The sequence below is a fragment of the Phormidesmis priestleyi BC1401 genome (genome assembly GCF_001650195.1).
In the GTDB taxonomy this organism is placed as follows: domain Bacteria; phylum Cyanobacteriota; class Cyanobacteriia; order Leptolyngbyales; family Leptolyngbyaceae; genus Phormidesmis_A; species Phormidesmis_A priestleyi_B.
The window spans coordinates 82,221-101,477 of record NZ_LXYR01000002.1; the positions used below are offsets into that span (position 1 = coordinate 82,221).

Here is a 19,257-nt window from a genome sequence, read left to right on the forward strand (position 1 = left end):
GCCATTTACACTAGTTAGAATTAGCAGAAGTCTTTACCCGCTTGACAGGCTTGGGCTTGTCAGAACCGCCGCCACCGCCACCACCGCGAGAACGAGGAGCGTCATCCGCAACAGGATCACTACCAGAAGCCATCCAAGAAGGACGAGTCTTGTCGTAGACCATTTGCAGAGCCGCCGCTGCGATCGCGTGAGGTTCAAATTCTTCTGCAAGTTGCGCCACGATCGGCAAGAATGAAGCCATCCGCTCACCCGTCAACGCATCACGCACTTGACTTTGAAGCTTATCGAGGTAACGAGCTTCGATGTCGGCGCGATTTGGCACATTGCGAATCTCTAAACGCTGACGCACATGGTTCTCAATATCGCGCAGTTTGCGACGATCAAGGGCATGAACCAGCGAGATTGCCGTACCTTCTTTGCCTGCACGTCCAGTCCGACCGATGCGGTGAACATAGCTTTCAACACTGTCAGGCAAATCGTAGTTGATCACATGAGTGAGGTCATCCACGTGAATGCCTCGTGCGGCGATATCAGTTGCAACGACCCAGCGCACTTGACGCTGACGGAACCGCAGTAACAGCCGTTCGCGCTGAGTCTGGGTGAGATCACCGTGATACTCATCCACACTATGTCCAGCGGATTGCAGTTGACTGGTCAGTTCGGCAGCCGCGCGACGAGTCCGCACAAAAATCAGAGCCGTGTCAGGATCTTCCAACTCTAGGATGGGTTGCAGTGCCCGTGCTTTCGTCCAACCGCGGGGAATCGTGTAGGCGACCTGATTGATGCGATTCGGGGCAGCTTTAGGCTGCTCGATCGTCACCGTCACGGGTGATCTCAGGAACTTCGTCACTAGCTTACGAACCGAAGGCTCCATCGTGGCGGAGAAGAAAGCAGTTTGACGCTCAACAGGTGCCTGGTTCAGAATCTTCTCGACATCCTGAATAAAGCCCATGTTCAGCATTTCATCGGCTTCGTCTAGCACCATCCAGCTCAACTGATTGAGCTTTAGATCGCCACGGCTGAGAAGGTCAATCACTCGTCCTGGTGTGCCGACGACAATTTGAGATCCTTTGCGGAGGCGAGAAATTTGCTGGTCGATCGACTGTCCACCATAGATTGCTAAGACTTGGACGCGCTTGTCGTCCACAAACGTACGGGCTGCCTGACAGACCTGCATCGCCAACTCACGAGTCGGGGTGAGGATCAGTGCCTGTACAGCAGGATTTTTGGGATCAATCCGCTCCAAGATAGGCAGAGCGAACGCAGCGGTCTTGCCTGTTCCAGTTTGGGCTTGACCGACCACATCGCGACCAGCCAGTAGGTGAGGAATGGCTTGGGCTTGAATCGCGGTCGGGGCAGTAAAGCCCAACTCTTCTAAGTTGCGAACGCGAGCTTCAGAAAGTCCAAGGCTTTGGAAAGAAAGGGTCATTGAATGCTCCTAATAGGTCAAAGGTCATGCGCCATCACTCGATGAGAGGATCAGGATGTCCTGATAAAACTCAGGCACGGTCAGCCCTGGGCTTACACCATCGGGAAAGGCGCGATAAACATGCGAAACGTGTGGGCGAGAAGGTCGTCAAAAACGACGCATCTCAAATCGCTTTCAGTAAAACTACAGACATCGGAATCCTCATCGAGTCGCCACTAAAGAGGTCTGCATCAAGTCTGCTGCGGTCGCAACATTCCCATACAGATCGTAAACATCGGCATCGACGATCGCCACGGGCACGAGTGCCCCTAGCGATGCCTCACCCTGGACATACACCAGTCCATCCACCTCTGGCGAAAAGCGGGCAGACCGACCGATTAACTCACCCGTCTCCGGGTTTTCTTGCTCAATCAAAACATCGACAACCTTGCCAATCTGCGATCGATTTCTCCTAAGAGAAATCGGTTGCTGAATCTGCATTAAGGCATCGCGACGGGCATCCATTACCGATTGCGGTAACTGGTTGGGCAACTCGTAGGCAGGAGTTCCCTCTTCGGGGGAAAAGGTGAAGACCCCTACATGATCGAACTCGTGACGTTGAACAAACTGCAGTAAATGTTCAAACTGTTCATCGGTTTCACCGGGAAATCCCACGATGAAAGTGGTTCTCAGCACAGCATCGGGTAACGCTAATTTGATGCGCTCAATGATGCCGTCATTTACCCGACCCTGCCAGGGACGATTCATTGATCGAAGAATCTCTGGGTGGGAGTGCTGAAGGGGCAAGTCTAAATAAGGCAGAACGTTGGACGTTTCTTGCATCGCTGCCATCACCTTGGGCGTTAAGCCCGTGGGATAAGCATAGTGCATCCGAATCCAGGGGATGTCTACTGCTCCCAGCGCCCGGATTAGTTCTGCCAACCTGGGTTCCCCATAGATATCTAATCCATAGTTCGTCGTGATTTGAGAGATTAAGATAATCTCTCGAACGCCTTCTGAGGCAAGCTGGTTGGCTTCAGTGACGATGGACTCGATCGTGCGCGATCGTTGGTCTCCGCGCAGGTGGGGAATGATGCAAAAGGCGCAACGATAGTCACAACCTTCTGCAATTCTGAGATAAGCAACTCCTTCAGTTGTAGTGCGATACCGAGGAGTCGTTTCATCTGCAATGTAGGTGGGTTCCTGCGAGACTTCGGTGACTCGCTCTCCCAATTCTGTCCGCTCAATCACGTCCACAATTTTGTGATAGTCGCCTGTCCCAACCAGCGCTACGGCTTCAGGAATTTCGTCTAACAGTTGCTCTTGGAAATGCTGCGCCATGCAGCCCGTGATCACAATTTTTTTGTTTAATTCTGCAAGTTCTACCAGCGTCCGTACAGACTCTTCGCGCGCTGCCTGAATGAAGCTACACGTATTGACGATGACGTAATCTGCGAGTTCTTCGTTCGCGTCGACATCATAGCCCGCTTGTACTAGCAGACCCAGCATATGCTCGGTATCAATTCTGTTCTTTTCGCAGCCTAGATGAGAAATGGCAATGGTTGGCTTGTTGCCCATGAAAAACCTGGTGAAATAAGTGAAGAAAGGTTGGTGTTAAACTAAACCGCGGCGATCGCCAGTGCGACGGCTTCCCCCTCGCTTCACATCCACCGTGTCTGTTGCCTGATGGATATAGATACGCGCAATCGCTTTGTCACGTTGATCTCAATGATAGCGCAGAATTGGGAACATTACGTTCTGTTAAACAGATTCTTTTGCAGGGAGTAGTGAAGCGTCAAAAGTTCGGCGGAAAAACTAGATTGAAGATAACTTTTCGTGCCCTCTCTAGCTTAGATCTTAAATCTCTAGCCTTGACCCTTTACCTTCAATCTTCACACTTGTTATCTATCTAACTGAAAACGCCTCACTGAACTTTTTGGTGACAGGCTCAAGCAGGAAGCTAAGAATCGACTTTTTACGGGTGACAATCTCAGCGACCCCCGTCATGCCAGGAGTCAACTCAACATCGTGACCTCGCACGCTGACCGCATTTTTGTTAAGCCGCACCTTCGCTAGGAAGACAGGACCCATATCACGACCGTTTTCATCTTTCTCGACTACGGCATCGGGGCTAATCTGAAGCACTTCGCCCTCGATTACGCCAAATTCTTGATAGGGGAAGGTGGTCAGCTTGACCTTCGCATTCATTTCAGGACGAATGAAGCCAATATCCCGGTTGAGAACTTTGACCTCTAAAACCAAATCTTGATTTGCTGGCAAGATCGAGAGCAACTCTTCGCCTTGCTGTACAGGACCTTGGGTGACCTTAAGATTGTAAACGGTACCATCAAACGGAGCAGTGACCGTTTCTTTGTCAGACTGCTGCTTTTTAGCGACAGCAATTTCACCGAGCTTTTTCGACAATTCCTCGCGGCGCTGGTTAAGTTGAGTGAGAATCTCACCCTGACGCTGAGGAGCCAAGCCCTGAGCCGTGCTTTTTGCCGACTCAAACGCTTGCTGTGCCTGACGAATTCGAGCCTGCTGGGCTTCGGCTTCTTTCGCAAGAGAGGTGATTTTATCTTCCGCCTCATTGATTTGATTTTTGGCGCTGGTGACTTGATCAACGGCGTTAAGATAATCCAACCGAGGAACGGCATTGCTAGCAATCAACGTGCGAAGACTTCTCTCTCGCTCTTGAGCCGTAGCGAGACTGGCTTTTGTGTTTTGCAGCGTCGTCTGAGCGTTGACTAAATTTTCTTGATATCGCTCTAACCGAGTTTGTGCCTCGTTGATAGTCGAGAGTTGACGGTTTGCTTCGGCTGTGGCTCCCGCTTGCTTTTCAGTAAATTCTCGCTGCCGTGCATTTAAAAGTTGGTCTTGGATTAGATTCCCCCCTGCCACCGTTTGCCCCCGGCTTTCTGCTTCCAGTCGATTCACGTCTTCTTGAATCTTTTGAACCTCTTTCTCTAAGCTGGCAACATTCGTCTCACTGGCTCCTGGATCGATTTCGACCAAAACATCGCCTTTTTTGACGACGCTTCCCGCTTTGACTTTGGTTTGTGAGACGCTGCCGACCCCAACCGATCGAATGGGTCGCACTTCGGTTGAGGGAACAGTCTTGCCCTGCGCGATCGCCACTTCATCAATCTGGCTAAAATGCGCCCACCCGATTGTGCCGAACACGATCACTGTCACCGTGCCTGCCAGAATGCGGGTGTAGAGCGGCGGCAACTCCTGGACGGCTTTGCCCAACTCATAAGAGAGGGAATCTTCAGGGTTGGCAAGCTGCTGTTTGACTTGCTGAGATTGAGCAGGGGTGGAAGAAAGAGAAACTCGCATAAAGTCCTTTGTTTTACCGGGGCAAGGATAAACGTCACGATCGCACTCTAAAAGTCTGTCAGAGGTTACAGACTGTAATGATATCTGAATAGCTCTTAAGCAAGTCGGCGATCGTGGAGCAGACCATTAATATTGAATCTAGAATACCCATCTATGTTGACGGTCGCACAGCCATGTTTCAACTTTTGTATCCTCTGGTTCACGCCATTCAGCCGTTTTTGGTGCCGATCTGCTTTGTGTTCGCCTGGCTGTTTGTGATTCTTGGTGCCTGGAGCTTAGTTTCAATGATGTTTGAAGGGGTGAGCCACGCGAGACACCTTCACCAAATTCCGTGCGCGAACTGTCGATATTTTACGGGTGATTATGGACTTAAATGCACGGTTCATCCTTCGCTCGCGCTGTCTGAAGATGCCATTCACTGTCCTGATTATGATCCGACTCCCACTTCCTACTAAGGTTTTAGAAGAGGATTTGGAACTGTAGGGACGATCGCGGTGTTTGTACAAAAACTTGACGACTGTCCAGAGTTTGTAGCGGGGGGCGAAACGCTCTTGCGGAAGCTATTTCACTCTGATAAGCACCCGTTGGATTCGAGATATAGCTTGGCACACGCGATCGTTTGAATCGGATAAACCTCCACTCCCCATACGTTGAACATGTCTGAGGTCTACTACATTCTCACGGGCAGAGGGGAGATGCACATCGACGAAGAAGCCCAAACCGTAGAGTCGGGAAGTGCTATCTATATTCCGTCGAATGCAAGACGGTTTATTGACAATAGTGGCGGCGAACCGCTGATTTTTATCTGTATCGTTGATCCTGCCTGACGGAAAGAGGATAAAACGATTTACAGCAAATCATCAAATTGAAGACGGATGAAGATTGACTCCATCCCTCTCGATAACTAATCTGGGTTTGACTCTGGGTAACGACGTTTGGGCAGCTGTTCTGCTTCGGGGCAGTCGTCTGAAACCAGAGGATCAACATTGCCTTTGGGCACAGAAGCAAGCTTTTGGGTGACAGCACCGATGCTTTCTAAACGAACCATCTCTTCCCAAGAGCAAGTTTCGTCGTCTTCTTCGGTTTCATAACGCAACGTGACTAGATCACCTTCGATATCAAGAATCTTGGCGCGTTCAATCCAGCGTTGCTGATCCCGCAAGAAAATCCAGACTTCTCGCCCATCGCAACAGAGTTGATAAATCTTGCGGTGTAGCATATGTTGCTTCTCCTGAGCAAATGACTCTTAAAAACTGCATTTTGAGACTGCGATTCCCTAGATTTTGGGGTTGCAGGATTACTCATTTGATTTTCCTACCGAAAATCGCTAGCTTTGATACAAGGTGTCTACTCATATCCCTAAACTAACGTGAGAACGAGCGGAAAGGGTTCTAGCTGAAGACAGGCTTTTGCTTAAGGAATAAAACGGGGGAGCCTGTTTATTTAGAAGGAGGGTTGCGATCGCAATCATTCATTCAAGGTGGGGAAAGGTCAAAGCGGCTCGATTCGATAGATTGCAGGGGTTGAATCAAAGCAGCGGCTGGGCAGAGGGGTGAAGGGCACAATCAAATCGGCATTGGTCAGGATCTTGAAGTGGGGCATCGATAAATCTAGCCATTGTGCAAAGCGTTCCTATAAGTTTGTAAGCCTTTCAAGGTCTTGCTAGGTTAGCTACCTTATAAGTATCGAATTGTACCAACTATTCTAACCATTGTTAAGCAGGATGACTCAATGGATTGATAAATTTTGAGCAAAGAAGATGCTTAAGGAAGCCAACGAGGATGAAACCCAGGCATGGGCAACGCCTCAGGCTGGACTTTAGCAGTTAAATCTCCAGTGAGGGGCAAGAGCCAGAGACGGCTGTTAACCATTGGTTTGCTGTCAAGCGATCGAGCCTCGCCATTCGTCTGATCAAAAATCAGCGCTAACCCGTCGGGAGCAAGGCTGAGCTGAATGTCGCGCTGTTTGGGCAACAGCACCATCGGATACAGAGCACGTTCTGCGCCGCCTTGAGTAACAGCAGTTTTGAGGTCTATCGCGGCAATGTAAGGTTGTTCTTGATAGGTGGCACCGGGAATAAGGTTTGTCAGCAGACAATAGAGAATCTGCTCAGTGGGGTCAAACTGAGCACTGACGATCGAGCCTGTCGTTTTAAAGATTTCTTTTGAGTCGCCCTGATTGGTCACAAGAAACAGCGATCGAGTGTAATCGGTGTTAAATTTCACCATCGCAGCACTGGAGCCATCTTTAGAGAAACTTAGTACCATACCAAATTTGGGCAGAAAGTCTAGAGGGTCAGCTTGGGGCTGTAGAGGAATGAGGGCAAGTCCTTGTCCTTGAGCGATCGCCAAAGATGAACTATCCGGTGTAATCAGAAATTCACCGCCAGGTTGCTTGTTATCTAAAGGCTGAGGCTGAGAGCCTTGACGAATCATCCACGGTCCAAAGTTATTGGGATTTTTGCGGTTAACTCGCTGCACCACAATGACGGTTCCATCGGCAGATAAGTCAAACTTGAGATTCTGATAATTCTGATTGTCAAGGACTAGATCGACTTGTCCTGACGACTGAGTCGGTGAAGGCTGGGCTGGGTTAAAAAACTCCCAGTCAGATTTTTGGGCATCACCCAGTTGAGCCGGAGCCTCGATCGAGATTCCAGTGGTGACGGTGTAGAGTTTTTGATCCACTAACGATTGAGACTGATCGGCACGATCGATGGCAGAAAAAAGAATGCGATCGCTTTGGGCATAAGGCTTAAAGTCCATCACCACCAGATTTTGGGGAGTCAGGATCTTTTTCTCCTGCTTTGTCAAATTGAAGAGAATGAGCCGTCCTGCTTCGTCTCGATCCACTCCAATGTAGGCAAATGCACGATCGCGACTCTGAAAGCTTCCGACAAATGGCTGGAGACTGGCGCGATTGCTGCCTTCTTGGGTAAAGCGGTCTTGAGCATTTTGCAGCTTGACTTTAAAGGACGTGCCGTAAGGAGCAGGGGTATTCAGGGTGTAAGCCATTCGTCGCCCTGCCCAGCTTGTTTTTCCGGGTAAGGGTGGCTCGATTTGTAGATTTTGCTCAACGCTGCTGTGATCCATCGGGCGGCTGAATGTAAAGACAAAGGCACTGTCGTCTGCGCCAACCTGCTTGTTTTGCCAGGTAAAATCACGGACTCGTGGAGCACTGCGATCGCCGTTCAACACCAGCAGCCCAATCAACACACTCAAAATCAGGATGACTGCTAGAGCGACCCGATCGAGCGGTTGAGGAAATGACTTGGATGGAGCGGCTGGCGTTGTTTGCATACTAAATCTTGCTTGGAGATTGAGGAATCAGACCTTAGTATAAAACGTGTGAAAGATGGGCAACCGAGTTTTTAATTACTGCAAATCGTTTTCAGGAAGAGTCAATCCGAACCGTTCTTGAAGAGCATGAATGACTTCTTCGCCAGATTCTTGATCGAGAATTTTGAGATCTTCCTCGGTGTAATTCATCAAATCTCCGATCGTTTGAATTTGAGTTCGTTTGAGAGAGCCGAGTGTCTTCATCGAAAGGTGAAGATCTTCAATGGGTGTGCGATCGAGAGAGTCATTCATATGCTAAAAAAGTCCGGTGAAAAAAGTTTTACTTTCTAGTGTAGGACTTTCCGAGTGTTTGCCCAGTGCTTCATCAAGCTCTGAAGATGAGGGATAAATCGAATTTATGCGGGAACTCTAGGACTGGATCGCGCTCCACAAAGCGAGTCAGCAAGCCTCAACTGCCCCGTTCTAAGAAATTTCCTTATGAATTTAGAGTCAGCCGCACCAGAGCCTTCTAATCACCCAACGCCTGAAATTTCATTAGCAGATCCTCAAGGTGTTGACTCATCTTCAGAAAAGCAAGCCTTTTGGAGCGATCAGGATCAAGATCACGATGAGGGCGGTGCAGCAAAAGCGCAAACGTTAATGCTGAACGGCTACCCAATTCCTGAAGCTGAGTTTCCGCATTTATCGACGATCGAGAGAAAGCTGAAATATGTTCAAGGTATCTCACAAAGCAGACAAGTCTATTTGATTACTAATCTGCTGCAAGATATCTCACAAATGCTGTTGCAATCTCAAAACGTGTGGACCATTGGGCGAAATCGAGGAGCGGCTTTATGTCTTGGCGATCGTAAATTATCTCGCCGTCATGCTGTCATTCTCTACGATGCAGAAGGATTTCATCTCATCGACCTCAACAGCATGAACGGCTCTTATGTCAATGGCGATAGAGTTCAGCAACGTCATCATTTGAAGGATGGCGATCGAGTTTGTCTAGGAAGTATCGAGTTCTTCTTTTTTATGAGTCAGCAGAGACACTCTTTAGAGCCGATTCACCCAGAAGTGCTGTCTCGCCTGCAAAACTTAAAATCTCGCTCAACCCCTTTTGCTGACTATTCAGAACAACAGCAGAAACCTAAGATTTAAATATCAAATTTATATGAATGATTGGGATAGATGGCGGGTTTACCCAATAGCAGAGAGACGTTCCACTGGAACGTCTCTACAGAGGTTTTCTAAATTAACAACGGGCTGAAACCGTGTTTGACAGATGCCTCACCGATTTGCTGCATCTTCTCAACGGTAATATGATTGCGTCCCCAAGAGAAATTAGTGTGCAACTTCTCAAACTCTAGCAGCATCGACTCGGCAAAGCAGGCAAAGAGTTGACGCGCAGGCACATCCATATTGACAATGCTCATGATTCGCCAATCAATATCCAGCGAATGTTCCACAATGCCGCCATTGAGAACATGGACACCGGGATACTGCACCTTCGTCCCCAAGTTTTTGGGATAGCCACCGTCGATCAGCAAGCAAGGCTGCTTGAGAATGGCTGGATTGATCTCGACGCCTTTGGGCATACTGGCAACCCAGACGATGATGTCTGCTTGAGGTAGTGCCTCTTCTAAGCCCATGATTTTACCGCGACCCAGCTCGGTTTGCAGGTCTTTTAGGCGTTCTTGATTGCGAGCAATCAACAGCAATTCGGCAACATCGGCACGTTTGTCTAACCAGCGACACACCGCACTGCCGATATCGCCTGTCGCTCCACAAATGGCAACCGTTGCTTTAGACAAGTCAATCCCCAACTGTTTTGAGGCTTGCTCAACTTGACGACAGATAATGTAAGCCGTATGCGTGTTGCCCGTGGTAAAGCGCTCAAACTCCAGCATGACATTGCGGACTTGGCGAATCTGACTCAAGTTGAAGTTTTCAAAAATAATCGATGAAAATCCACCTAAAGCGGTGATGTTAATGCCGTGCTTTTGGGCGTGTGCCATCGCGTTAATAATTTTGCGGGTAGCTGCCTTGATGCGACGGGTCGCTAACATTTCTGGCAGAAAACAAGACTCGACGTATCTGCCTTCGATCTGTTGCCCAGTAATGCTGGTGACAGTGATGTTGTCAACAATTTGCGGAGGAGCGCTGCACCAAAAATCCAACCCTTGGTCGGCATATTCAGGATAGCCCAACTCTCTAGCAACCGATTGAGCGTGCTCTAAACTCGTGAGATGACCAATTAAACCAAACATCGACAAATATTATGTAGCCTGCGGGTGAGGCTGAGATGAGGTGGATATTGATGAAGGGATGAGAAGTCAGGAAGCGATTTCAGTAAAACAGCATCCTGACCTCTGAAACCTTTAGACGGTTGCTAGTCCGTAGGCTGACATTCGCATGATGTCGCGGGTAGTGAACCCGATGTTATTGAGCGCTTCGCCATATTGGATCATGAAGTCTTCAACGAGGGCTTCTCGCTCCATGCCAAGGACTTTAGCGTCGGCATCGACTTGATTGAGCATTTTCCAGACGATCGGCAGGTTCGCCCGATTGGCTTCTTCAAGTTCGGCTTTTGAGGTTTCAAAGTTTGCTTTGAGCCACTCTTCACCAAAGTTGAGGTGCAGATATTCTTCTTTGACTACGCCTTCGGTGATTTTGCGGGCGAAGTCATCGGCGACGGGAATATAGATGTTGTAGGCAGCGATCGCGAAGCACTCAATGATCAAAGACTGAATCAGAAGACAGGTGACAATCTTGTTCTCTGCTGCTGCCGTTTGAAAATTCTCGTGTAGCGGCGAGAAGAACTGGCGGGCAAACTCCAGATCTGGAGTCACTTTAAGGTTGCGACCACAGGCTTCAAACCCTTTTTTGTGACGGCTCTCCATTTTTGCCAAGCCGACGAGCTGATCTTTTTGGTCAGGCAACAACCCGCCCAGACTGTGATAGTTTTCGTGTGCCTCTTGTTCGCCTTCGATCACGATCGCGTTGATGCGACTATAAGCGTCTTTATAGGTTTCGCTGTGGAAGTCAAGGTCTTGAATCGCCTCAAGTTGGGGCATAGATCAGTAGTCTCCTGGTCATGAATACGTCGTCACAAATCGGTCTGGGTGCTGTGAGGGGTCTAAAAAAAGGTTGCCCAACGCGGTGCGCCCAATCTACACTTTACCGTCTCTAGTCAAGGATGAAGATGAGAATCGTTAAATTCTGCTCCATTTTGTACAGTTGAGGGCTAAAATGCCAGACTTTTAACTCTGAGTCGTTCAGCGTTAGTGTAGCCTGTGAAGATGCGTTTTCCTATAGAGAAATCCTTCGCTTGTTTTATTCACTGAAGCTTATGCTGCCAGGAAGTTCCGATCGTCAGTCCCTCAACACCCAATCAAGGGTCAAACCTCATTCCTCCGACCCAGATAAACTCTTGAATCTAATTAGTTTAGTCTTGCTGCTAATTGGGGCAGGGTTAGTGCTATTGCCTCTGGGCGTTGTGGTGATGACTTCATTTAGGTCAGAGACGGGGGGCTGGTCGTGGGAGAATTATCGGCAGGCTTGGCAGCGAGGCGGCTTTTTGCTGGCGTTTGCAAACTCGACATTTGTAGCGCTGGCGGTGACGGCATTCCAGATTGTCACGTCAGCATTGGCGGGTTATGCGCTGACGCGGCTCAAGTTTCGAGGCAAGCAGGGGTTATTGCTGATTATTTTGACGACGCTGGTAATTCCGTTTCAAATTTTGGTGATTCCGATTTTTTTGGTTTTGAAATGGGGACATTTGATTAATACTTACGGGGCGTTGATTTTGCCGACAGCGGTGAATGGATTCGGAATTTTTCTACTCAAGCAGTTCTTTCAAACGATTCCGATCGAGCTTGAAGAAGCCGCGATGCTCGATGGCGCAAATCGATTACAAATTCTCTGGCGAGTGATGTTGCCATTGGCGCGTCCTGCGTTAGTAACGCTGTTTCTGTTTACGTTTATCGGCGAGTGGAACGATTTGTTTAAACCACTCGTGTTTACTACACGTCCAGAATTACAGACCGTGCAACTAGCACTGGCAGGATTTCAGGAGCAGTTCACCAACGACTGGACGCTGATGATGGCGGCGGTTGTGATTGCTACCACTCCGGTGGTTGGGTTGTTTTTGTTAGGTCAGCGTCAGTTAATTCGCGGCATTGCAACCACTGGGATTAAGAATTAACAGATGAGAAAAATAGGAATTGGCTTGATATTAGTGTCGTTTTTGCCTTGGATTGCTGTAGCAGCTTTGCCTTTTTTGGCATTATCGATCGGGCAAAAAGCAGTTCTCATTCCCATCTTGATAGGAAGTGCTGAAGTGATCTTTTGGATCGGCATTTTGGTCGTTGGCAAAGAGGTTGCTGAACGATATCGACGCTGGTTAAATCCGCGTTATTTGTGGGAGAGAATTCGACAACGGTTTCGCTAATGAATGACAGTGAATTATTCCCAGGTGCCAACTTCGGATAATTGCTGGTCATCCTCTAATTGCAGGCGAATTGTACGCGAAAAGCCTTCACCTTTGGGATCACCCAGACAGAACTCGATCGAGTTACTTGTCAATCCATTAAGACAGCTTAAGAGCGTTCTTAAATGGGGAGAACTGGCTCCGGTATCGACATACACTCGATCGGACAGCGTATTAATCCGTTTCCAAGTCGTGTAGAGTTTGGCGATCGCTTGCTCTAGCTGCGCGGCTTGACTGACTAATTCTGCGGTCGAATTGAGACAGCCGAGACGGAGCGCTTCCTCAAGTGCCAGTTCTAAATCTAGGGAGTCGTTGCTCAATGCTTGAACATGAGTCGCCGCTTCTAAATAGCGCGTTAGATATCGAGCTTCTGACGTGACTTGCTTGAGCGTATCGACATCGGGATTTTGAGCCACCGTGTCTCGAATAGAGACTTGATGAGACTCTGGCAGCTTTTCTAATTGTCTGACCAACGGAGCCAAATAGCGAGTCGGGATCGTTTGATCGGCAGCTTTTTCGCGCACTTCAACAGGCAGCAAATCAGAAGTCATTGCCGTCCAGTCATCTGAGAGTTGCCGGACTTCTCGCCGCGTGATGCGATCGCCTTTTCGGGCTGTGTCTCCGATCATTTGCTGCACTTCGGGGGCAGCTTGCGCCGTTTCGACAAATGCCCGTTTCGTGAACTGATTTACGTCTTCAGGTTCTAAACAGCCGCTCTCTAACAGCGTGTCGGCACTGTTGGCTAACTCGATTAAGCTATATGCCTGACTTTTGCTGATTTCGCGATCTTTGAGCCAGTTGAGAAAGCCAACACCTCGCCCTTCGCCGCGTTTTTTTTCACGATCGCGCACAGTTTTGAGAATGCGTCCGCGCCAGATATCGGTTTGCAGGTCAACGCGATCGCACACCTGCCATGCCTTCTCAATCTGCTGCTGAAAGTCGAGGTCTAAAATCTGCTCGTCTTCGGGGTCGGGCAACTGAAAGCCGAGATCTAAAAGCGTCTCTGAGTCAGACGGAGCAAGGTTTGCCGGAAATTGAGGAGCTTGAACCATCGGGATGCTTGAATGACAGCCGAATCATTATTGCACATCTGTCTTTGTTCATCGGACGATCGCGTTCCACACGAACGCAATCACAAAAACGCTGAGAGCGGCAATGCCAATCACCAGCGCTAGAAACCCAAACAGCAACAGCAACACAAATCCTTGGCTTACCTTTTTTTGATGCTGAGGTGAATCAAGGTGAGCTTCTAACAGACGGACATTTTTGCTGTTGGCTTTCCAAGTGACATCAAACAAATCACCCGCTACCGGGACAGATCCAATCACGGTGTCAAACACCAAATTTGAAACCATCCGCGTCACGGTCGATCGCGGCAACCCCAAACGAGCCGATTCCCACACAATGTAGACCGAAAACGCCGCCATCACTAAATCTCCACCACCGGGAAGTAAGCCCACGATCGGGTCAATTCCAATCCGATAAGGGGTGCCAGGAATTGGAATAGCATTGTCTAAAATGTGAGCCAGCGATCGTAACCGATGTAGTGCCGACGATCGGGTATCCGTCTTCATAGATGCTCAGAAGATAATTCGTTTTTAGCATACTTGAACTGTGTTGAATAAACTACTCCTAGCTGCTGCGCTGAACTAGGAGTTTTTGACGCGTTACTTTATACCCCGGTGCTCTCTTGACCCAAGCAAGTCAGAGGACAGTTACCAGACTGCTGCGACCCAGACACCGTGCCAGAAGTCGGAGAACTGGACGAGTTAGAAACGTTTGTTGCCTCAAAAAAACAAAATCTGGATCGCCATTATTTAGCTCGACTTTATCTCTCAGTCAGTAGGGATAGACTCGGTGCTCCGGGCGGGGTTTGCTCGTAGTGGGTTTAGGGTAGATGACAAATAATCCCATCTCTCGCATCAACCGTTGGACGCGCTTGCGGTTCAATTATGGTGTAGCTAGACTGCTCTTTAGTCGCTGAAACGATCAAGCTTTAACACCAATCCAGGTAGGACACCTTCACCAGATACGTCAACTGGAAGATTCAAAACTTCAACGGGGTAACTGACCCGATAGATTTCTACTTGCTGATCTTGAGGATTGAACAGCCAACCCAACTGCACCCCATTGTCTAGATATTCTTGCATCTTGTTTTGCAAGTCTGGAAGATGGTCAGTTGCCGATCGCAGTTCTATAGCCATCGCCACTTTGCTTAGGACATTTTTGGTAGTGTGCTTCGCGTGCTGCCAAAAATGTCCCTGTCCTAACCTATGTGGCGGTAGCTATATTACAAAGTCGGGCGCGATCGGAGGAAACTTGCGGCGCTGAGTCGGGGTCAAAGCTTCCCATCTGCCGCGCTGAATCCAAGTGGCATCGGGTGACCGATTCGCTCCGTTTGGGAGTTTAAAGACAGTGGAAGAACTGAAGACGAATCCTAGACCTGTTTGCCGATTCCAGATACCCAAATCAATGATGAAGTCAGCCTCTCGTCTGCCGCTTTCTCCTCCTACGGGGGGCATAACGATCAGTTCTCCTGTTTGAGTGCGTTCAAAGCGAAAGTTTTGGTTGCGACGACACAATTCATAGAACTGATCGTCCGTCAGGTTCACCGTGTCTAGATTTAAGGTCAAAGCATCCATGATTTTTCGTGCTTTAGTCTGATAAGAATCTAAATGACCTAATCGTTGATGCCTAAATGCTTTTTAATTTGCTTGACCGAGAGATACATCTCATATGAGCGGTGATACATGGCAGCCGCTCTAAGAAAAACCTTGTGTTCGATCGCGGGGTAGCCTGAGACGGTCTGTCCACGAGGCACGTCTTTTAGAACGCCCGCTTTGGCAGAGGCAACTGAGCCGTCTCCCATTTTGGCATTATTGCCAACGCCGACCTGCCCAGCAAGAATGACGCGATCGCCGATTTGAGTGCCGCCTGCAAGTCCGCACCCGGAGGCAAACGCGCAGGCTTCTCCAACTTTTACGCCGTGACCGATCTGCACCAGGTTATCAATTTTGGTGTTGCGACCGATGCGAGTCTCACCCACTGCGGGGCGATCGACCGCAGAATTGCAGCCTACTTCAACGCCATCTTCAAGCACGGTGCAGCCAGACTGCTCCATCTTGAGCCAGCCCTCGCGAGTCGGCACAAACCCAAACCCTTCGGAGCCGATGACCGCACCACAGTGAATTACACAGTCCGCCCCGATGCGAGTGCGCTCTTGAATCGAGCAATTTGCGTGTAAGACAGTACGATCGCCAATCTGCACGTCAGGATAAATCACAACATTAGGATGAATGACCGCACCCGCACCAATTTTTGCCCCAGATTGAATGACGACATTCGCCCCGATCGAGACCTCTTCGGCAATCTGGACACTGGGATCGATGACTGCCGTGGGGTGAATCACAGGCGCAGGTTTAAATGGCTGATAGTAAAGCGCGATCGTTTGAGCAAAAGCGAGTCGCGGATGGTGAACCGCTACCCAGGCAATGCCACGAGCGTCAGCTTTAGCGTGTAGGTCTTCGTTGGGCGGAAGGATAAGAGCACTTGCGGCAGTCGAGCCGATCAACACAGCAAACTTATTGCTTTCTGCATAGCTGATCGTGTTGGGAGTCGCGTCGTCGATCGCTGCAACGCCCCCAATTTCAGGATCGTTATCTGAGTCGAGAGTCAAACTATGAGCCACGACCGAAGAGCCAAGTTTCTCAATGATTTCGCTAAACTTCATCACAAATGCAGTGGAATTGACGATCATTCACCCTACACCTTATCTTCGGTACGCTTCAAGAAGGCAGCACACTCAATATGGGCAGTTTGCGGAAAAAAGTCAGCAGGTTGGACACGCTGAAGCTCATATTCGCCATCGACGCAGAAGAGTTTGAGGTCACGAGCAAGCGTCGCCGGATTGCAGCTTACATACACGATACGCTCCGGTTTCATGAGGCGAAGTGTCTCGATCACCGAGCTATCGCAGCCTTTGCGCGGCGGATCTAAAAGGACGATATCAGGTTCGATCTCTAAGGCAGGTAAACCCGTCTCGACCGTCCCAGTCAGGAAGGTGACATTTTCGAGCTGATTGAGTTCGGCGTTGCGGCAGGCTTGCTCGACGGCTTCGGGCTGCACTTCTAACCCGATCGCGGTCTTGACTCTTTTAGCGATCGGCAAGGTCAAGGTGCCAATACCGCTATAGGCATCCACAAAAGTCTCGGTGCCTTTCAGATCTAACTGATCCAAAATCACTTTCATCAGAGCTTCGGCTTGCTCAGTGTGCACCTGAAAGAACGTGTCGGGGAGAATTTGAAACTTCAAGCCCAAAAATCGCTCGTGTAAGTGAGGTTGACCCGCAATGCAGCGGGTTTCTTTGCCAAAGATGCCATTGGTTTTGGCACCGTTCACGTTTAACGAGACTCCGACGAGGTTGGGATAGCGATCGAGCCAGTCTTGAGCCTGATCATTCAACCCCACCAAGTTCGCATCTTTGCACACAAGGGTTAGCAATATCTCTCCGGTGTGTCGTCCGATTCTCAAGCTCAGGTGACGCACTTTGCCACGATGAAGCTTTTCGTCATAGATGCCCCAGCCGCGTTTTTGAATGTCTAACTTGACTTCTGCTAACAACGGATTCAATCGCGGGTCTTGAATCGGACATTGATTGAGGTTGATGAGCTGGTGACTGCCCTTCTGATAATATCCGGCTTGCACCTGTCCAGTCGCAGAGCGGGTGAGTGGGTAAGTCACCTTGTTTCGGTAGGCTAACGGCTCTGAGACATTCAGCACCGCATCGACCGCTACGCCTTTAAACCCGCCGATTCGCTCTAGCGCTTGGACGATTTGATTGCGTTTTGCCTCAAGCTGATAGTCATAATCGACGTGTTGCCACTGACAGCCGCCACACTTATCGGCAACGATGCAACTTGGTCTAATGCGGTGAGGAGAGCGTTCTAGAAGCTCATGAACTTTGCCGTTGGCGTAAGTCGGCTTGGTGCGAATCAGACGAACGATCGCTCGATCGCCTGTGACGGTATCGGGAACGAAGACGACGCGCTCTCCGAACCGACCAACGCCATCGCCGCCCTCGGTAATGTCGGTGATGTCAACTTCGACCAGTTCTCCTTGTCGCCATAAGTCAGTCACGGGCGAGATTGATCCTAGGTCAGAAGGCAGTTGTGGATCGGAAATGGTCACAGAGAATATTCCTGGTCTAACGTGAACGGATTCCTATTCTCGCTTCTCTAATCGACATATAACCGAACTCGCTGAAGTCTTGCAATTTATCGCAACGATCGAGCAAAAAAACTCGGTCAATCTGCTTGCAACACTGCGAATATTTTATCAAACCAAATCTCTCAGTAGTTTCACAATAAATGCAATTTTTCTAGCACATCTGCGAAGGGTTAGACATGCTGTTGAGATTTCTTTACAAAATTGAGCTTCGGATGTAATTATGGACACGTCTAAACGTTAAAATAACCGAGCTAACTAAGTTTCCGTTAGACCAAAAAATACGTGCAAGTTTACTCCATCCCGTCCGATTCGCTTCCAGTAGTAGACCCTTCTCTACAATCAGGTGAGCTTCCCTTTACCCTTAAAGATGTCCGATCGGCGATTCCAGACTCTTGTTTTGTGCCATCGACCTGGCGATCGCTCTCCTACTTTTTTCTCGATCTCGGAATCCTTGCAGGGTTATATGCCCTAGCCGCTTATCTTGATTCCTGGTGGTTTTATCCGATATTCTGGTTCGCTCAAGGCACGATGTTTTGGGCGCTTTTTGTGGTCGGTCACGACTGCGGACACGGCTCATTCTCAAAGCACAAATGGCTCAATAATCTGGTCGGTCACCTGTCGCACACGCCAATTTTGGTGCCCTTTCACGGTTGGCGCATCAGCCACCGCACTCACCACGCCAACACAGGCAATATCGAGACGGACGAAAGCTGGTATCCAGTGACTGAAAGCCAATATGAGCAGATGGGTTATGTAGAGAAACTAGCGCGCTTTTATCTGCCGCTGTTGGCATATCCGCTCTATCTGTTTCGTCGCTCTCCTGGCAAACAAGGCTCTCACTTTATGCCCAGCAGCCCCATCTTCAAGCCATCAGAACGGAACGGTGTGATCACCAGCACGGTTTGCCTGATTCTGATGATCGGCTTTTTGAGCGTCTTAACCTACCAGCACGGGTTGCTGTTTTTGGTGAAATATTATCTGATGGGCTATGTCGGATTTGTCGTCTGGTTGGATCTGGTAACCTTTCTCCATCACACCGAAGACGATATTCCCTGGTATCGCGGCGACGACTGGTATTTTTTGAAGGGCGCGTTGTCTACGATCGATCGTGACTATGGCATCTTCAACCCGATTCATCATGACATCGGCACTCATGTGGCACACCACATTTTCTCGAATATGCCTCACTATCATCTCAAGACCGCAACTGAGGCGATCAAGCCAGTGTTGGGCGGCTACTATCGCAAATCGAGCGAACCGATCTGGAAAGGGTTTTTCCGATCTTATCTGGCGTGTCATTTCGTTTCAGATAACGGCTCAAAGATTTACTATCAGTCTCCGACCAATCCGCAAAACTAATCCATAACTCGTTTTGTTTAGAGCGATCGTTCTTTAGTTTGGAGCGATCGTTTTTTATTGTGGTGAAGTTGGGCTGTCCTGCCACATGACGCTGATTGGATAAACCACAAGAGGATATGCGTATCTAGCAAAATCCTCATTTGCCCTCAAAC

Annotated in this window: 19 protein-coding genes and 2 pseudogenes; 7 read left to right on the plus strand and 14 right to left on the minus strand. The window is 49.1% G+C overall.

What is annotated here, in order from left to right; all coding sequences use genetic code 11:
* Nucleotides 1-10: 10 nt before the first annotated feature.
* From A8707_RS01815 to A8707_RS01825, 3 genes are all read right to left on the minus strand, one after another.
* Nucleotides 11-1,429, minus strand: a complete 1,419-nt coding sequence (locus A8707_RS01815; protein ID WP_068814569.1) for a DEAD/DEAH box helicase — start codon at nucleotides 1,427-1,429, stop codon at nucleotides 11-13.
* 201 nt (nucleotides 1,430-1,630) lie between these two features.
* Nucleotides 1,631-2,986 carry a 30S ribosomal protein S12 methylthiotransferase RimO gene (gene rimO / locus A8707_RS01820; RefSeq protein WP_068814570.1) on the minus strand — a complete coding sequence of 452 codons (1,356 nt, stop codon included), beginning with the start codon at nucleotides 2,984-2,986 and terminating at the stop codon, nucleotides 1,631-1,633.
* A 327-nt stretch (nucleotides 2,987-3,313) separates the two neighbouring features.
* Entirely contained in the window at nucleotides 3,314-4,747 is a 1,434-nt protein-coding gene (locus A8707_RS01825) for an HlyD family type I secretion periplasmic adaptor subunit (protein WP_068814571.1), read from the minus strand.
* Between the two features lie 173 nt (nucleotides 4,748-4,920).
* On the opposite strand from A8707_RS01825, the gene A8707_RS01830 reads away from it, so the two are divergent.
* Together A8707_RS01830 and A8707_RS29435 are read left to right on the plus strand one after the other, a co-directional pair.
* Nucleotides 4,921-5,202, plus strand: a complete 282-nt coding sequence (locus tag A8707_RS01830) for a hypothetical protein (RefSeq protein WP_068814572.1) — start codon at nucleotides 4,921-4,923, stop codon at nucleotides 5,200-5,202.
* A gap of 195 nt (nucleotides 5,203-5,397) precedes the next feature.
* Nucleotides 5,398-5,574, plus strand: a complete 177-nt coding sequence (locus tag A8707_RS29435) for a cupin domain-containing protein (protein WP_269452644.1) — start codon at nucleotides 5,398-5,400, stop codon at nucleotides 5,572-5,574.
* Between the two features lie 77 nt (nucleotides 5,575-5,651).
* Here the strand turns inward: A8707_RS29435 and A8707_RS01840 are convergent, their stop codons facing one another.
* From A8707_RS01840 to A8707_RS01850, 3 genes are all read right to left on the minus strand, one after another.
* Nucleotides 5,652-5,966, minus strand: a complete 315-nt coding sequence (locus tag A8707_RS01840) for a DUF6679 family protein (RefSeq protein ID WP_068814573.1) — start codon at nucleotides 5,964-5,966, stop codon at nucleotides 5,652-5,654.
* A gap of 544 nt (nucleotides 5,967-6,510) precedes the next feature.
* Nucleotides 6,511-8,046 (minus strand): hypothetical protein, encoded by a 1,536-nt coding sequence (locus tag A8707_RS01845; RefSeq protein WP_068814574.1) that lies wholly within the window; start codon nucleotides 8,044-8,046, stop codon nucleotides 6,511-6,513.
* 75 nt (nucleotides 8,047-8,121) lie between these two features.
* Nucleotides 8,122-8,337, minus strand: coding sequence for a DNA-directed RNA polymerase subunit alpha C-terminal domain-containing protein (locus A8707_RS01850; protein ID WP_068814575.1), 216 nt, complete (start codon nucleotides 8,335-8,337; stop codon nucleotides 8,122-8,124).
* 186 nt (nucleotides 8,338-8,523) lie between these two features.
* Between A8707_RS01850 and A8707_RS01855 the strand changes: the two genes are divergently transcribed.
* Nucleotides 8,524-9,189, plus strand: coding sequence for an FHA domain-containing protein (locus A8707_RS01855; protein ID WP_068814576.1), 666 nt, complete (start codon nucleotides 8,524-8,526; stop codon nucleotides 9,187-9,189).
* Nucleotides 9,190-9,278: 89 nt separating this feature from the next.
* On the opposite strand, the gene A8707_RS01860 is transcribed toward A8707_RS01855, so the two are convergent.
* Together A8707_RS01860 and A8707_RS01865 are read right to left on the minus strand one after the other, a co-directional pair.
* Nucleotides 9,279-10,298, minus strand: a complete 1,020-nt coding sequence (locus tag A8707_RS01860; protein ID WP_068814577.1) for a long-chain acyl-[acyl-carrier-protein] reductase — start codon at nucleotides 10,296-10,298, stop codon at nucleotides 9,279-9,281.
* Nucleotides 10,299-10,409: 111 nt separating this feature from the next.
* Nucleotides 10,410-11,105, minus strand: a complete 696-nt coding sequence (locus A8707_RS01865) for an aldehyde oxygenase (deformylating) (protein WP_068814578.1) — start codon at nucleotides 11,103-11,105, stop codon at nucleotides 10,410-10,412.
* A 275-nt stretch (nucleotides 11,106-11,380) separates the two neighbouring features.
* On the opposite strand from A8707_RS01865, the gene A8707_RS01870 reads away from it, so the two are divergent.
* Nucleotides 11,381-12,235, plus strand: a complete 855-nt coding sequence (locus A8707_RS01870) for a carbohydrate ABC transporter permease (RefSeq protein WP_082906187.1) — start codon at nucleotides 11,381-11,383, stop codon at nucleotides 12,233-12,235.
* A gap of 3 nt (nucleotides 12,236-12,238) precedes the next feature.
* Nucleotides 12,239-12,481: a transporter suffix domain-containing protein gene (locus A8707_RS01875; RefSeq protein ID WP_068814579.1), complete on the plus strand. Its 243-nt coding sequence runs from the start codon at nucleotides 12,239-12,241 to the stop codon at nucleotides 12,479-12,481.
* Nucleotides 12,482-12,495: 14 nt separating this feature from the next.
* Here the strand turns inward: A8707_RS01875 and A8707_RS01880 are convergent, their stop codons facing one another.
* Both A8707_RS01880 and A8707_RS01885 read right to left on the minus strand, forming a co-directional pair.
* Nucleotides 12,496-13,572, minus strand: coding sequence for a hypothetical protein (locus tag A8707_RS01880; protein WP_068814580.1), 1,077 nt, complete (start codon nucleotides 13,570-13,572; stop codon nucleotides 12,496-12,498).
* Between the two features lie 48 nt (nucleotides 13,573-13,620).
* Nucleotides 13,621-14,094, minus strand: coding sequence for a DUF4112 domain-containing protein (locus tag A8707_RS01885; RefSeq protein ID WP_068814581.1), 474 nt, complete (start codon nucleotides 14,092-14,094; stop codon nucleotides 13,621-13,623).
* A gap of 123 nt (nucleotides 14,095-14,217) precedes the next feature.
* Here A8707_RS01885 and A8707_RS30535 point away from each other — a divergent pair.
* A pseudogene (locus tag A8707_RS30535) lies at nucleotides 14,218-14,325 on the plus strand (IS1 family transposase); the annotation flags it as partial.
* Between the two features lie 34 nt (nucleotides 14,326-14,359).
* Here A8707_RS30535 and A8707_RS26650 read toward each other — a convergent pair.
* The 4 genes and pseudogenes from A8707_RS26650 to rlmD form a co-directional block, all read right to left on the minus strand.
* Nucleotides 14,360-14,470 carry an IS3 family transposase gene (locus A8707_RS26650; protein WP_156518318.1) on the minus strand — a complete coding sequence of 37 codons (111 nt, stop codon included), beginning with the start codon at nucleotides 14,468-14,470 and terminating at the stop codon, nucleotides 14,360-14,362.
* Nucleotides 14,471-14,493: 23 nt separating this feature from the next.
* Nucleotides 14,494-15,162 (minus strand): annotated as a pseudogene (locus A8707_RS01890) (Uma2 family endonuclease).
* Nucleotides 15,163-15,200: 38 nt separating this feature from the next.
* Nucleotides 15,201-16,277, minus strand: a complete 1,077-nt coding sequence (gene lpxD / locus A8707_RS01895) for a UDP-3-O-(3-hydroxymyristoyl)glucosamine N-acyltransferase (RefSeq protein ID WP_331711661.1) — start codon at nucleotides 16,275-16,277, stop codon at nucleotides 15,201-15,203.
* A gap of 5 nt (nucleotides 16,278-16,282) precedes the next feature.
* Nucleotides 16,283-17,707, minus strand: coding sequence for a 23S rRNA (uracil(1939)-C(5))-methyltransferase RlmD (rlmD, locus tag A8707_RS01900; protein WP_331711662.1), 1,425 nt, complete (start codon nucleotides 17,705-17,707; stop codon nucleotides 16,283-16,285).
* Between the two features lie 321 nt (nucleotides 17,708-18,028).
* On the opposite strand from rlmD, the gene A8707_RS01905 reads away from it, so the two are divergent.
* Entirely contained in the window at nucleotides 18,029-19,105 is a 1,077-nt protein-coding gene (locus tag A8707_RS01905) for a DUF3474 domain-containing protein (RefSeq protein ID WP_082906189.1), read from the plus strand.
* The last annotated feature ends 152 nt before the right edge of the window (nucleotides 19,106-19,257 follow it).

Coding starts and splice junctions, on each gene's coding strand:
- A8707_RS01845 (WP_068814574.1), bottom strand. CDS start 8,046: ATGCAAACAACGCCAGCCGCTCCATCCAAGTCATTTCCTCAACCGCTC.
- A8707_RS01850 (WP_068814575.1), bottom strand. CDS start 8,337: ATGAATGACTCTCTCGATCGCACACCCATTGAAGATCTTCACCTTTCG.
- A8707_RS01865 (WP_068814578.1), bottom strand. CDS start 11,105: ATGCCCCAACTTGAGGCGATTCAAGACCTTGACTTCCACAGCGAAACC.
- A8707_RS01840 (WP_068814573.1), bottom strand. CDS start 5,966: ATGCTACACCGCAAGATTTATCAACTCTGTTGCGATGGGCGAGAAGTC.
- A8707_RS01870 (WP_082906187.1), top strand. CDS start 11,381: ATGCTGCCAGGAAGTTCCGATCGTCAGTCCCTCAACACCCAATCAAGG.
- A8707_RS01880 (WP_068814580.1), bottom strand. CDS start 13,572: ATGGTTCAAGCTCCTCAATTTCCGGCAAACCTTGCTCCGTCTGACTCA.
- A8707_RS01855 (WP_068814576.1), top strand. CDS start 8,524: ATGAATTTAGAGTCAGCCGCACCAGAGCCTTCTAATCACCCAACGCCT.
- A8707_RS01825 (WP_068814571.1), bottom strand. CDS start 4,747: ATGCGAGTTTCTCTTTCTTCCACCCCTGCTCAATCTCAGCAAGTCAAA.
- A8707_RS01875 (WP_068814579.1), top strand. CDS start 12,239: ATGAGAAAAATAGGAATTGGCTTGATATTAGTGTCGTTTTTGCCTTGG.
- A8707_RS01815 (WP_068814569.1), bottom strand. CDS start 1,429: ATGACCCTTTCTTTCCAAAGCCTTGGACTTTCTGAAGCTCGCGTTCGC.
- lpxD (WP_331711661.1), bottom strand. CDS start 16,277: ATGATCGTCAATTCCACTGCATTTGTGATGAAGTTTAGCGAAATCATT.
- rimO (WP_068814570.1), bottom strand. CDS start 2,986: ATGGGCAACAAGCCAACCATTGCCATTTCTCATCTAGGCTGCGAAAAG.
- A8707_RS01860 (WP_068814577.1), bottom strand. CDS start 10,298: ATGTTTGGTTTAATTGGTCATCTCACGAGTTTAGAGCACGCTCAATCG.
- A8707_RS01830 (WP_068814572.1), top strand. CDS start 4,921: ATGTTTCAACTTTTGTATCCTCTGGTTCACGCCATTCAGCCGTTTTTG.
- A8707_RS01885 (WP_068814581.1), bottom strand. CDS start 14,094: ATGAAGACGGATACCCGATCGTCGGCACTACATCGGTTACGATCGCTG.